The following is an 11,461-nucleotide window of genomic DNA, read 5'->3' as shown; positions in this document are numbered from 1 at the left end:
GTGGATCCGGGGGCAAAAAAACAGGGAATATTCCGCCTGCTTCACGAAATATTCCCTGTCCTTGCACCTGAAAGTTTACCGAAAAACGGTTTTCCCCTTTGGTGGCTTCCCGAAAAAAGAAGCGCTCTCCAGAGATGCGTCAAATTAAGAGTCTTTTTGCCTGAGAGATTCACGTTTCCGCTTGCTCCGTCGGCGCTGCAAAAAATGCAGTCTCTCCTCTTATTCTCATCCGCCAATATTCAGTTCAAAATCGGGCATACTAAAGTTAAAATGCCTGATGCAGGCTGTTCGATACGATTTTTCCCTGTATAACCTGTAAAAACTCTTGATCAGTTTCATCGTATCATGACACCATTCTGAAAATCAATTGAATTTTTTAAAATAAAAAGCGGCTGTAAGAAATCGAAAACGATGATCGGGGACGATTGGAAAAGGAGTGCAGGCAGCATGGAAGTCAACATTGAATTTGACCGCTCATGGGAAACGGGATTGATGGAACGCTATCAGGACGACGGGCCGTGGGGAAAATGGGAACTTTATAAGCTTGCAGTGGAAATGGAAAAACGGCTGGTCATTCCTGAATTTGAAGGATTGCAGGCGCCAAAGCATCTGGCCAATGTCAAACCGCTTGCGCACCAGCTGGAGGTTGCCCGCCAGGTCGTTGAAAAAATGAACGGCAAAGCCATTTTGGCGGATGAAGTCGGGCTTGGAAAAACGATTGAAGCCGGCCTTATTTTAAAAGAATATATGATTCGCGGGCTAGCAAAAAAAGTGCTCATTTTAGTTCCGGCGTCGCTCGTATCGCAATGGGTCGCGGAACTGAACAGCAAATTCCATATCCCCGCTGTCGGGCAAAAGAAAAGTTATATGTGGGAGCAGTATGACTGTGTTGTCTCTTCCATTGACACCGCAAAAAGAAGCCCGCACCGTGACATCATTTACAAGCAGCAGTATGACATGATTATTATTGACGAGGCGCATAAGTTAAAAAATCCGAATACAAAAAATTACGCCTTTGTTCAAGGCTTAAAGAAGAAATTCTGCCTGCTTTTGACGGCAACACCGATTCAAAACCGGATCGATGAAATCTTCCACCTTGTCTCCCTTTTAAAGCCAGGCCATTTAGGCAGCGAATCGAATTTCAGCAAAAAATATAAAAAAGGGGACAGGCAGGTGAAGGAAGACGAACATTTGCGGGAGCTGGTCAGCAAAGTGATGATCCGGAACCGGCGCACAAACACCGGGGTGGAATGGACAAAACGGCGCGTTGAAACGGTGCTGATTGACTTCAGTAAAGAAGAGCGCGAACTGTATGACGCGCTGCAAACGATCCGGCAAGGCAGCGAATCGTACAGCCGCGCCGGCTTTTCGCTGTTGACGCTGCAGCGCGAGGCGTGTTCGAGCCGGGAAGCCGTTTTTGTAACCTTAAAAAACCTGCTGAAAAAAACGGAGCAGCCCTCGCCCGTTTTAGAAGAAACCGTTGCTGCGCTGATCCAGAAAATTGAAGCGGTAAAAACCAATTCAAAAGCGGAAAAAGCGCTCGAGCTGATCCAAAACATTGATGATAAAGTGATTATTTTTACGGAATACCGGGCAACACAGCTTTACCTGCAATGGTTTTTAAAACAACACGGCATTTCATCCGTCCCGTTCCGCGGCGGCTTTAAGCGCGGCAAAAAAGACTGGATGCGGAAGCTGTTTGAAAACCACGCCCAGGTGCTCATTGCGACAGAAGCGGGCGGTGAAGGGATCAACCTGCAATTTTGCCACCATATGATCAATTTTGACCTGCCGTGGAACCCGATGCGGCTCGAGCAAAGGATCGGGCGCGTCCACCGCCTCGGCCAGGAAAAGGACGTGCATATTTACAACTTTGCGACCAAAAATACGGTTGAAGAACATATTCTGAAACTGTTGTACGAAAAAATCCATTTGTTTGAGCGGGTGATCGGGGAACTCGATGAAATTCTGACCCGGCTCGAATTCGGAAAACTGGAAGACCATCTGCTGGATGTCTTCCAAAACTCGCAATCAGAAGGCGAAATGAACATCAAAATGGAAAATCTCACCCAAATGATCGAATTTGCGGAAGCGATACGGAAAGAGGAGGGGCATGCGGATGCTGCAGGAAGAAATACATCAATATCTTGAACGCTTTTTTGAAGCAAACGGCGCTGTATTGGTTGAAAACCGCCCCGGCTGGATGACGGTGCAATTAACCATTGAACTCGATAAAGCGTTAATGAACCGGCCGTTTTACTGGTCCTATCTTGAAAAAACAGGCGGCATCCCGAATCCGATGACCGTCACGTTCATTACGGACCGGGAAAAAGCACCGGATACGGTGAAAGGAGAGCCGGTCCATTTTGGAAGCCCCCGCCTGAACCAGATTTTCGAGACGGCAAAGCAGTTTTCCCGCTATATCCGCCTGTTTGAAGACGTCCATCCCGGGCAGAAACAGGTGCCGCTTTACCCTTGGCTTGGGATGAATGTTAAAATTTCGTACCGCTGTGATTTAAAAAAAGATGTGTTCCGTTCGATCGGGTTGAATTTGATCCACGGCACAATGGCTGAAAATTTTCAGGACTTGTTGGAGCAGCGGACGCTGGCGCCGAAAATTCCGGATTATTGTTTTACCCTGACGCCGATCATCATGCTAAAAAGCGCCGTCAAAAGGATTGAACATTATATCCGGCAGGGCCTGGCGAAAGAGCCGCATCATTGGGCGGAAGAAGCGGTAAAACGGTGGCACCAGGATCTCGCGCTGTTGGACCATTTTTACGAAGATATGGAAGAGTGCCCGGAATCGTATGAAATTGAAAAACAGGCACTAAAGGAACAGTATGAGCCGAAAATTACCGTTCATGTCCTAAACGGTGGCCTCTTTTATTTAAAAGATGCGTTTATATAAGCAGGCAGCCCGCAAAAAAGGCTGCCTGCTTTCTACTGTTTTCTTTTGAAAAAGAGGAAAAAATAAGGGAGGATACCGAACCATCTTTCGGCAAAAGGCGGCATCTCTTCCTTTTTCTCGTTCCGCTTTTTCTGCCGCTCGCTTTTTGGCGTGCTCACATGCTGCATCCATGTTTGTGTCAGCAATTTGACATAATCATTTGTCGACATTGGCGCCACCGTCCTTACAGGCGCCAGTATACCCGAAAGCTTCCGTTTTTATGCGGCCGGAAATTTCCGCAACAATTTCCGCCACCGATTTTCCCGTCGTATCAATAACCAAATCGGCACAAGAAAGGTAAAACGGCCGCCTTTTTTTATAAAGGGAGATGATCTCCTCCTTTGTCCTTCCTGCTGCAACAGGTCTTGAGGGGTCATTTTGAATGCGTGAAACCAATATTTCCGGATCGCAATCCAGAAAAACCGTCACGCCGTCTCGTTTTAATAGACAGACGTTTTCTTCCCGCATGACAATTCCCCCGCCTGTCATGATCACCCCTGCAAGCGATGTGGCCCGTTTCAGCATCTCTGTTTCTTTCCGGCGAAAATAGGCTTCTCCTTTTACAGCGAAAATGGCAGCGGGCGGCATTCCTTCCTCTTCTTCAATCCAGCGGTCCAAGTCCGTCGCCCTACTTCCCAAGAGCGAGGCGAGCGCATGGCCGACAGTCGTTTTTCCGGCACCCATAAACCCGGTCAAATAGATCCTTTTGTTCATCGTTCCTCCCATTGAAACACCTTTTTTTCTGTCTGATTATATCGTATCGTACTTTTAAACGGTTCACCACTCTCATTTTCCGCAGTTAAAGAAATCACTGCAGTATCTCCGTCCTGTTTGATACTGTAAGACACCTTTCCGTCTGAAAAACGGAGTTCCCCCGGGCTTTTGTCGCCTTTTTCCAATTTTTGCGCCGCCTCCCTAATGGCGAAAAGCGACATGGTATTCCGCAAATAATATTCCTTCACCAGCACGGCATATTTCTTTTCGCCGAGATAAATGTCCGTTCCCGAAATGACCATACTGCATGCGGCAAGCGCCAAAAACAGCACCACTGGCAAAATAAACCCTTTTTGCCTGTTCATCGGGCAACGCCTTCCGATTGGCCGGGATCAACCGCATGGCGGGAAAGAAAGGTCATTTCCGCTGTTCTTTCCGCGCCATTCGGATAAACGGCGGCCACTTTGACCCCGTTTCCTGTTGCCGCAAATTGGATGGACTGCACATTTTGAAGCACAATTTGATGCCCTTCACCGTCCACTCTCCGCCGCAGACTGTTCTGGTATGGTTCATACGTAACCGTCCTTCCTGCCTCGTTCAGTTTCAAAGTATTTTGGGCTGCCTGGCACGAGGTGCTTATCCGGATTTCTTTACGCAACTGCATGAGAAAAAGATTCCACTCTTCATCTTCTTCCGGCCGGAATGCTTCCCCGGCTGTCCCGAATGTTTTCACTGCCAGGGGAAAAAGTGAGAACAAGGAAGTGACGAGAAGCAGTACGCACACGCTTTCAAGCAGCGTAAAGCCTTTTTCATTGCTGGAGCGAAACGCAAGTCGTGTTTTGTTCATGTTTGACACATGCCTTTCTGCCATTGTCTTTGATTTGAAATGTCCATGTGGCCCCGCCCGCCTTTTTTTCTTTTTCAACGACTTTTCCGGTAAAAATCCATTCCTCCGTTTTTTCGTATAAAAAACGGGATGCCTCCATCTCCTGCTTTGTCTCTTTGATTTGACCAAGCATATGGAGAAACGGCGGGAATAAGCAGGCCGCCATCAGGCAAAATACGGCAAACGCAGCGATGACTTCCGGAAAAGTAAAGCCCCGTTCATTCTTCGACATAAAACCGCCCGCTTCCAATATGCGTAACCAGCTTGATTTGTTCTTGGCCGGACTGGAAATAGAGCGTGCCGAACTGGGTGACATTCCCGTCCGGCCCAATTGCATAGGAATGAAAGCTGCCGTTTTCGAACATTTTGATGCCTTCCGGAAGCCTTCTTTTTATAATCGTCGCATTTTTCCTCGCTTCGAAAATGGAGTACATATTGTTCTGGCGGAAAAATTGGACGTATACATTCGTCTGGCGGGAAATCGCGTCCGTTTGCGCCAGATACAAATCATTTTCAAGCTGGTTAATGAACATTTTTTTGACGATCGTATGTTTCACCGGCTTAAAACCGGCAAACGCAAGGGCGGTGATCACGGATACAATCAACAAAACAACGAGCATTTCCGGAAAGGTAAAACCGGCTTCATTTTTTGGCCGTTTCACTTTGCAACCTCCGTTACTTTCCCGTCCGCCCCGATGTTCACTCCGTTTCCATTCGGGCAGCTCGTTTTCGATACATAGCCGCCGTCTTTTAACTGGTTGATAGATGACGGATATTCATTGTGGTCCATTTCATACGCCTGCACCTGTCCCTGCACCATCGCAATGAACGCATCGCAGCCTTTATTATTGATCGCATCGGTATGCTTGGAAATGTTCGGAATCATCAAAAACAAGAGAACCGTAATGACGAGCAAAACAATCAGCATTTCGATCAGCGTAAACCCTTTTTCATTTTTGATAAAAGACATGGGCAATTTCTCCTTTCTTTTTTTGGGGGAAGGCTTGAAGCCCCGCCATCCGGCACACCTTCCCCGGTTAAACCGCGTCAATCATCTGGAACATCGGCAGCATGATCGACAAATAAATGGCGACCAAAAAGAAACCGATGAAAATAAACACAACCGGTTGAATCAGCCCGAACAGGCTTTGGATTTTCTCTTCCATTCTTTTCAAGCTAATTTGGCTGTAATAATAGAGCTCCTGATCAAGGCGCCCGTTTTTCTCCCCGTGGCGGACCAAAATGACCAGCTGCGGCTCGATAAACGGGACAGAAGCCAGTGCCCGGGAGAACGTCTCACCAGCAAGCAGTTTTTCGCGCAAAAATTTTGCAGTATCGCGCCAAAGCGGCTTGAAATTTTGCGATTCCATGACATGCAAAATTTCATAGACGGAAAAACCACTTTTCAGCATAAAGCTCCATTCTCTTGCCAAAAACTGGCTGTAATAGCTGGTATAGTAAAAGCGGGATATCGGCAGCCGCGAAAGCCATGCCGCCTGCATCAGCGGTTTTTTTCTTTTAAAATAGAGAAAAAAGAGTGTGAAAAATAGGAAGAGAAAAATACTTGAAACCAGGATATCATTCGGGGCCTGTTCCATGATGGCTAGGAACAGCCGGAGATTTCGCGAAGGTTTGTAGTCCATTGCGACATACATATGTTCAAATTGCGGCAGCAACACGTTTCTCACAAAAGCCGTGGCGATAAAAAGCGCGGCTGCCAATAGGAGCGGATAACGGATCAGTTTCCAAAAGGCAAGGGCATCCTCATGCTTTTTCAATAAGTAAGCGCCCGCCTCTTTAAGGGCAGCAACCATCTCCCCGTGCCGTCCGGCAAAATAAATTTGCATGCACGCATTGGCATCAAACCGGTGTTTCAGCAGCACGTCATGGAGTGGCGTTCCGTTTTGCAGCTGTTTGTTCATGGAACGTGCATCCAGTTCGCCGTCCACATGCCCGAGAAAATCGATAGCATCTGCAATCGGAAATCCGTTTTCGAGCATTTCACCGACCCGGGTAAGAAAGCGCCCCTGCAGTTTGAGGCTTATCCGCTTCTTCCTCTTCGGCAATCCAGCGGTGATACTCTTCTTCAGAAATGTATCCAAGCACAATCCCCTTTCTGAGCCATTCTTTCAGTGTCGGATAATGATAGTAGACCTGTTCCCCCTTTGCTTCTTTCAGCACTCGCTGCAAATTTTTCCCGTACAGCAGCTCATATACCGCGGTTTGCCGCTTTTCTCGGCTGCGTGGGCAATCTTGCGAATCATGCGGACAGCGGATCCCACCGCATACCGGGCATCGCAATGTAATCAGCCGCTGTGCGCTGACTGCGAGCAAAGTCTGCTCCATTTCGTGGATGCTCACCCCAAATTCCATCAGCCTGTAAATCGCGCCCTTTGCGTCACGCGTATGCAATGTCGTCAGCACGAGGTGGCCGGTGAGTGATGCGCGGATCGCAATTCTTGCTGTTTCGGCATCACGGATTTCCCCCACCAGAATAATATCCGGATCATGGCGCAAAATCGCTTTCAGCCCTGTGCTGTAAGTAATACCTGCTTTTTCATTTACCTGCACCTGCAAAAACGAATCGCTTTGTTTTTCAACAGGATCTTCCAGTGTAATCACATTCCGTAAAAACCGTTTTGCGCACTGCTCAACAAGCGTATACATCGTCGTAGACTTGCCGCTGCCGGTTGGGCCGCTGAAAATCAACATGCCATGCGAATGGTTGAGCAGCGCCATTAATTTTTTTGTGCTCGATGGAAAAAGTGAAATTTGGCTGAGCTGGAATTTTTCTTCATGGGGCAAGATCCGAATGACGAGGCTCTCTTTGGAAAGAGAGGTTGGCAGCGTCGAAATCCTTAAGGAGATCGTCTGCTGCAAAACGTTCATGGCGAACGACCCGCTTTGGGGTTTCCGTTTTTCACTGATATCCATGGAAGACATAAATTTCAAATGGGATATCAGCCTTTCCCCGGCTTTCGCGGAAAGGTTGCGGTGGGGGTACAGCCTTCCGTACTGCCGGAACTGGACATGGTAATGCTTTTCTTTCGGAACGATATGGACATCGGTCACATTGTTTTTTACCGCCTGTCCGATCAAAAGTTCCGCAATTTTTTCAACTGACATAATCCATCACATACCACCTTTCTTTTTGGGATATTCTCTCATTTCGACACGGCTTTCAAAATTCCTGCTTTAAAACAAAAATTTTTTCGCTATTTTTTCTCCCGTCCGCAAAAAGTGTGTGATTTTTGTCACAAATTTTGGCGTTATTATCATTTATAATATAAATAGGATAAAAAATATAGAGGTGTTTCATATGGAACCAACATTAAAAGTGATCAATGCCCTTTCTGACCCGACCCGCTACTCGATTTACCAATTTGTACTGAAGAAACGGAGCGAAGTATCCGTCCAGGAAGTGGCCAATGAATTTCATATTCATCCGAATGTGGCAAGGCTCCATTTGTCCAAGCTCGAAGATGTTAAGGTGATTTCATCTGAACTAAACAAAACCGGGAAAGGCGGGCGCCCGGCAAGGCTGTATAAAAGCTCTGAACAAGTGGTAGAACTCTCCTTCCCGCACCGTGAATACAAATTGCTGTCCAACATTTTGCTTGAAGCAATCAACAAAATGAAACTGGCAGATGCAGGCCTTTTGAAAGATATCGGCCGGGAGTACGGAAAACGGATCATCGAAAACATCTTAAAAAACATGAATAAAACAAAAGACCAGCTGACATTTAACGAAAAATTATCTGTGCTCGCAAGCGTGTCCACCGTGGACGGATATTGCATCGAAACGCTGGAAACAACAGACAAGAACGAACTCGATTACCATGTATACAACTGTCCGTTCCGGGAATTAATCCATCACTCGGCGGATGTTTGCGAGATGCATGTCGCCTATATTCATGGGTTGTTTGAGGCGCTGTTTGACGATTTCGACATCAACCAGCAGGAAACGATGCTCCATGATTGCAGCGAATGCATTTATCATGTGAAAGTTGCTAAAGTTGCGAATTAAGCACCGGTTGTGTTTACACCCCTTCTTTATTCCTTTATAATAAAACTTGATGGACATAAAAAGAAGGGGTGGTTCATTTGGATCGTATGTACCGCGTACTGGGTTTCTGGACTGGTGTAATGGCCGTCATGTTTTTTCTCGGCGGCATGAAAGAAACCGCTTTATTGTTTCTGGCCCAGACCGGTTTCTTTGTGCTTGTCAGCTACTTGAAACTGTCCGAACGCATGTATATGTACATCTTTGGGGCATATTTAACGATTTTCTTCGCCGGCTTTACGTACTACACCACGTTTATACTCACACCCGGCTTCGGCGAATAACCTGTTCCTCTTAAAATCTGCTTGCTTTTTTCTTGCACTAAAAAAACCGGCAGCGCATGCCGGTTTTTTTATCCCTCCAAAAACGGGTTGGAGTCTTTTTCCGCCCCGATCGTTGTCTGCGGCCCGTGTCCCGGGAGCACGATCGTGTCCGGATGCAAAACCAATAATTTTGTATGAATGCTTTCCAGCAAAACGCCGTGATTCCCACCCGGTAGATCAGTCCGTCCGATGCTGCCGGAAAAAAGGGCGTCCCCTGAAAAAACAATGTTGTGTTCAGGCAGCCAGTACGAAACACTGCCCGGTGAATGGCCCGGTGTTTCCAGCACGTGAAGCGAAAAAGCGCCGATTTTCAATATGTCTTCCCCGGTGATCAGCTTTTCCGCCCCGCGCGCGCTGATTTCTCCCATCCCGAAAAAATAGGACCCGTTTTGCCCGGGATCCCCAAGCCACATCTCTTCCTTTTGATGGACATAGGCCGGGATCTTGTACGCATCCCGCACTGCATCAAGAGCACCAATATGGTCAAAATGGGCATGCGTTAAAAGCACCGCGTGCGGTTTCAGCCCATTTTCCCCGATAAAAGCATGAAGTCTGTGAAATTCAGCGCCGGGGTCAAAAATCAAACAGTCTTTTTCGTCATTCCACAGGATATAGCAATTCGTCTGAATGGGCCCGACCGGCAATTGTTTCCATTTCATTCGTATCCCTCCTGTCCTATTGTATCATGTTTTCATCCGCAAAAAATGCCTGTTCATTTACTCGACAAATCACCAGACTGGTTGTAAAATAAAGATAATTGAATGCCTTTTCATTATAAGGGGGATGTCATGGGTACAGTCATTATTTTCAGTCTCGTCTCCATTCTGTCACTGATTGGTTTCATTACTGCGGCCAAAAACAAAAATATCCTCGGATTTATTTTCGGTATCATTTCTTTTGCCCTTTTCGGCTGGTTTGCCATCATGACCGTCATCCATTCGGGCTACCCGACCTTTACTTAATGCTTAAAAAAGCGGCGCCATGCCGCTTTTTTGCATCTTTGCATCACCAAAAACCGAAGCAAGTTCCCGTAATTCAATTTGTCTTAAAGCTTAGTGCGCGCTAGCACACAAGTTTGCAACAGGCTGCCCGTCTCTAGATGATTCAGTCCAAAAAAACCATTTCTTTTTCTCTGCAGCATAAAGACTTGCGCAAAACGGCCATACCGCCCTTGTAGTACGGAGGCTGGAAAAAAACTCCTCTTTTCAGATATCGCTGTTTCTCGTATGGCAAAATCAGCGCGTATCATGAAAGAGGGAGCTTTCCTTATATTTTATTTAACGCCAACCACGCTGCCCCGAGCACGCCAGCATCGTTTCCCAATGTGGCAAGTTCCAGTTTTGTCGATTTGCCGACCGTGTTGAACGCGTATTTCAAAAAATAAGCGCGCACTGGGTTTAAGAGCGTTTCGCCTGCTTTTGACACCCCGCCCCCTAACACGATTTTTTCCGGATTTAACGTATTGGCCACACTTGCCAGCGCAAGCCCGAGGTATTTTGCCGTTTCGTCCACAATTTCACAGGAAAGGGCATCGCCCGCTTTCGCAAAATCAAACACATCTTTAGCGGTTACCGAGCCGCTTTGGGCATACAAATCTTTTAACGGAGACGCGCTGCTAAATGCAGCCAGTTTCGCCATGGCTGTCCTGACCACGCCTGTTGCAGAAGCGACCGTTTCAAGGCAGCCGGTTTTCCCGCAGTTACACTTTGCCCCGCCTTCCGGAATAACGGTAATATGGCCAATTTCGCCTGCCGCCCCTTTTACACCGTGGACGATGTCGCCGCCTGTAATGATGCCGCCGCCGACACCGGTGCCAAGCGTAACGAAGACCATTTCCCCGGAACCTTTCCCGGCACCCTTCCACATTTCACCGAGTGCCGCAACGTTTGCATCATTATCAATCACCACTTTTAACCCCGTCCATTTTTGCAATGTCCCGGCAGCCGGATAATGCTGTGCCCAGCCGATATTGACGGTTTCATAGATCACGCCGGCTTCCATATCAACCGGTCCCGGTACGCCGAGGCCGATCCCTGTGATATCTTTTTTCTCCCGCTTTACCCGGGCCAATTCGTCCTCAATCGATTTTGCGATATTCGGAAGGATCGCTTCCCCCTGGTTAGCCGTCACAGTCGGGATCTCCCATCTGTGTAAAATATCGCCTGCTTCATTCACAAATGCCAGTTTTGTGGTGGTGCCCCCCAAATCAATGCCAATGATCCATTTCTCAGCCATTTCGCTCACCCTCAATTTTTTTCTCTTTTTCCAACCGTTTTTCCTGCCTGATGATCAACAGGGCGGTTTCGTATTCGCGGTTTTCCAGCACCCTTGCCTGGTACAATTGTCTCAGTTCCAATTCCATCAGCTCGAGATCGGCAAGCCGGTCCCCGATATAGACAATAATGCCGAATTTTTTCAAAAGCTGCTGCACATCATAAAGCGTTCTCATTTCGACCCAGCTTTCGTTTGATAAAAATCTGTTCCAAAGAAAAGTATAATCGATTGTGCAGCTTCTAACAAGCATC

General features: G+C 47.3%; 17 protein-coding genes and 1 riboswitch. Of the genes, 5 read left to right on the top strand and 12 right to left on the bottom strand.

Annotated elements, in window-relative coordinates; translation table 11 throughout:
- Positions 1 to 138: 138 nt before the first annotated feature.
- Positions 139 to 229, bottom strand: a riboswitch (glycine riboswitch).
- A gap of 218 nt (positions 230 to 447) precedes the next feature.
- On the top strand, positions 448 to 2,151 hold the full coding sequence (locus tag ABR335_RS08010; RefSeq protein WP_035184590.1) for a DEAD/DEAH box helicase: 1,704 nt from the start codon (positions 448 to 450) through the stop codon (positions 2,149 to 2,151).
- On the top strand, positions 2,120 to 2,911 hold the full coding sequence (locus tag ABR335_RS08005) for a YqhG family protein (protein WP_014098030.1): 792 nt from the start codon (positions 2,120 to 2,122) through the stop codon (positions 2,909 to 2,911). Before ABR335_RS08010 ends, ABR335_RS08005 begins: the two co-directional genes overlap by 32 nt.
- Before the next feature lie 32 nt (positions 2,912 to 2,943).
- Here the strand turns inward: ABR335_RS08005 and ABR335_RS08000 are convergent, their stop codons facing one another.
- From ABR335_RS08000 to comGA, 9 genes are all read right to left on the bottom strand, one after another.
- The gene (locus tag ABR335_RS08000) at positions 2,944 to 3,120 is read right to left on the bottom strand and encodes a YqzE family protein (RefSeq protein WP_014098029.1); all 177 of its coding nucleotides are present in this window, start codon (positions 3,118 to 3,120) and stop codon (positions 2,944 to 2,946) included.
- A complete protein-coding gene (locus tag ABR335_RS07995) occupies positions 3,107 to 3,664 on the bottom strand; it encodes a shikimate kinase (RefSeq protein WP_014098028.1) in 558 nt (185 codons plus the stop codon). The genes ABR335_RS08000 and ABR335_RS07995 overlap by 14 nt, the downstream gene beginning before the upstream one ends.
- The gene (gene comGG / locus ABR335_RS07990) at positions 3,661 to 4,029 is read right to left on the bottom strand and encodes a competence type IV pilus minor pilin ComGG (protein ID WP_014098027.1); all 369 of its coding nucleotides are present in this window, start codon (positions 4,027 to 4,029) and stop codon (positions 3,661 to 3,663) included. The genes ABR335_RS07995 and comGG overlap by 4 nt, the downstream gene beginning before the upstream one ends.
- Positions 4,026 to 4,511, bottom strand: a complete 486-nt coding sequence (comGF, locus tag ABR335_RS07985) for a competence type IV pilus minor pilin ComGF (RefSeq protein ID WP_035184588.1) — start codon at positions 4,509 to 4,511, stop codon at positions 4,026 to 4,028. The genes comGG and comGF overlap by 4 nt, the downstream gene beginning before the upstream one ends.
- Positions 4,474 to 4,782, bottom strand: a complete 309-nt coding sequence (locus ABR335_RS07980) for a type II secretion system protein (protein ID WP_014098025.1) — start codon at positions 4,780 to 4,782, stop codon at positions 4,474 to 4,476. Before ABR335_RS07980 ends, comGF begins: the two co-directional genes overlap by 38 nt.
- On the bottom strand, positions 4,769 to 5,212 hold the full coding sequence (gene comGD, locus ABR335_RS07975; RefSeq protein WP_014098024.1) for a competence type IV pilus minor pilin ComGD: 444 nt from the start codon (positions 5,210 to 5,212) through the stop codon (positions 4,769 to 4,771). The genes ABR335_RS07980 and comGD overlap by 14 nt, the downstream gene beginning before the upstream one ends.
- Positions 5,209 to 5,520, bottom strand: coding sequence for a competence type IV pilus major pilin ComGC (comGC, locus tag ABR335_RS07970; RefSeq protein WP_014098023.1), 312 nt, complete (start codon positions 5,518 to 5,520; stop codon positions 5,209 to 5,211). The genes comGD and comGC overlap by 4 nt, the downstream gene beginning before the upstream one ends.
- A 67-nt stretch (positions 5,521 to 5,587) precedes the next feature.
- Positions 5,588 to 6,550, bottom strand: coding sequence for a competence type IV pilus assembly protein ComGB (gene comGB / locus ABR335_RS07965; RefSeq protein WP_017550533.1), 963 nt, complete (start codon positions 6,548 to 6,550; stop codon positions 5,588 to 5,590).
- Between the two features lies 1 nt (position 6,551).
- Positions 6,552 to 7,676: a competence type IV pilus ATPase ComGA gene (gene comGA, locus ABR335_RS07960; RefSeq protein WP_017550534.1), complete on the bottom strand. Its 1,125-nt coding sequence runs from the start codon at positions 7,674 to 7,676 to the stop codon at positions 6,552 to 6,554.
- Positions 7,677 to 7,869: 193 nt separating this feature from the next.
- Here comGA and ABR335_RS07955 point away from each other — a divergent pair, with 193 nt between their 5' ends.
- Both ABR335_RS07955 and ABR335_RS07950 read left to right on the top strand, forming a co-directional pair.
- Positions 7,870 to 8,577 (top strand): helix-turn-helix transcriptional regulator, encoded by a 708-nt coding sequence (locus ABR335_RS07955; RefSeq protein WP_014098020.1) that lies wholly within the window; start codon positions 7,870 to 7,872, stop codon positions 8,575 to 8,577.
- 77 nt (positions 8,578 to 8,654) lie between these two features.
- A complete protein-coding gene (locus ABR335_RS07950; protein ID WP_014098019.1) occupies positions 8,655 to 8,897 on the top strand; it encodes a DUF2626 domain-containing protein in 243 nt (80 codons plus the stop codon).
- Between the two features lie 68 nt (positions 8,898 to 8,965).
- Here the strand turns inward: ABR335_RS07950 and ABR335_RS07945 are convergent, their stop codons facing one another.
- Positions 8,966 to 9,595, bottom strand: coding sequence for an MBL fold metallo-hydrolase (locus tag ABR335_RS07945; protein WP_014098018.1), 630 nt, complete (start codon positions 9,593 to 9,595; stop codon positions 8,966 to 8,968).
- A gap of 129 nt (positions 9,596 to 9,724) precedes the next feature.
- Between ABR335_RS07945 and ABR335_RS07940 the strand changes: the two genes are divergently transcribed.
- The gene (locus tag ABR335_RS07940) at positions 9,725 to 9,898 is read left to right on the top strand and encodes a DUF2759 domain-containing protein (protein WP_014098017.1); all 174 of its coding nucleotides are present in this window, start codon (positions 9,725 to 9,727) and stop codon (positions 9,896 to 9,898) included.
- 304 nt (positions 9,899 to 10,202) lie between these two features.
- Here ABR335_RS07940 and ABR335_RS07935 read toward each other — a convergent pair whose 3' ends face one another.
- On the bottom strand, positions 10,203 to 11,171 hold the full coding sequence (locus tag ABR335_RS07935; protein ID WP_014098016.1) for an ROK family glucokinase: 969 nt from the start codon (positions 11,169 to 11,171) through the stop codon (positions 10,203 to 10,205).
- Positions 11,164 to 11,385, bottom strand: a complete 222-nt coding sequence (locus tag ABR335_RS07930) for a YqgQ family protein (protein WP_013859652.1) — start codon at positions 11,383 to 11,385, stop codon at positions 11,164 to 11,166. Before ABR335_RS07930 ends, ABR335_RS07935 begins: the two co-directional genes overlap by 8 nt.
- Between the last annotated feature and the right edge of the window lie 76 nt (positions 11,386 to 11,461).

The sequence above is a fragment of the Heyndrickxia faecalis genome, assembly GCF_040267745.1.
Lineage (GTDB): Bacteria > Bacillota > Bacilli > Bacillales > Bacillaceae_C > Weizmannia > Weizmannia faecalis.
Note: the sequence above shows the minus strand (reverse complement) of the source record. Positions and strands in the feature narration are given on the sequence as shown.

Excerpts from the sequence above, each read along its gene's own strand:
- ABR335_RS08010 (WP_035184590.1), top strand. The coding sequence starts at position 448 with ATGGAAGTCAACATTGAATTTGACCGCTCATGGGAAACGGGATTGATG.
- ABR335_RS08005 (WP_014098030.1), top strand. The coding sequence starts at position 2,120 with ATGCTGCAGGAAGAAATACATCAATATCTTGAACGCTTTTTTGAAGCA.
- ABR335_RS08000 (WP_014098029.1), bottom strand. The coding sequence starts at position 3,120 with ATGTCGACAAATGATTATGTCAAATTGCTGACACAAACATGGATGCAG.
- ABR335_RS07995 (WP_014098028.1), bottom strand. The coding sequence starts at position 3,664 with ATGAACAAAAGGATCTATTTGACCGGGTTTATGGGTGCCGGAAAAACG.
- comGG (WP_014098027.1), bottom strand. The coding sequence starts at position 4,029 with ATGAACAGGCAAAAAGGGTTTATTTTGCCAGTGGTGCTGTTTTTGGCG.
- comGF (WP_035184588.1), bottom strand. The coding sequence starts at position 4,511 with ATGAACAAAACACGACTTGCGTTTCGCTCCAGCAATGAAAAAGGCTTT.
- ABR335_RS07980 (WP_014098025.1), bottom strand. The coding sequence starts at position 4,782 with ATGTCGAAGAATGAACGGGGCTTTACTTTTCCGGAAGTCATCGCTGCG.
- comGC (WP_014098023.1), bottom strand. The coding sequence starts at position 5,520 with ATGTCTTTTATCAAAAATGAAAAAGGGTTTACGCTGATCGAAATGCTG.
- comGB (WP_017550533.1), bottom strand. The coding sequence starts at position 6,550 with ATGCTCGAAAACGGATTTCCGATTGCAGATGCTATCGATTTTCTCGGG.
- comGA (WP_017550534.1), bottom strand. The coding sequence starts at position 7,676 with ATGTCAGTTGAAAAAATTGCGGAACTTTTGATCGGACAGGCGGTAAAA.
- ABR335_RS07955 (WP_014098020.1), top strand. The coding sequence starts at position 7,870 with ATGGAACCAACATTAAAAGTGATCAATGCCCTTTCTGACCCGACCCGC.
- ABR335_RS07945 (WP_014098018.1), bottom strand. The coding sequence starts at position 9,595 with ATGAAATGGAAACAATTGCCGGTCGGGCCCATTCAGACGAATTGCTAT.
- ABR335_RS07940 (WP_014098017.1), top strand. The coding sequence starts at position 9,725 with ATGGGTACAGTCATTATTTTCAGTCTCGTCTCCATTCTGTCACTGATT.
- ABR335_RS07935 (WP_014098016.1), bottom strand. The coding sequence starts at position 11,171 with ATGGCTGAGAAATGGATCATTGGCATTGATTTGGGGGGCACCACCACA.
- ABR335_RS07930 (WP_013859652.1), bottom strand. The coding sequence starts at position 11,385 with ATGAGAACGCTTTATGATGTGCAGCAGCTTTTGAAAAAATTCGGCATT.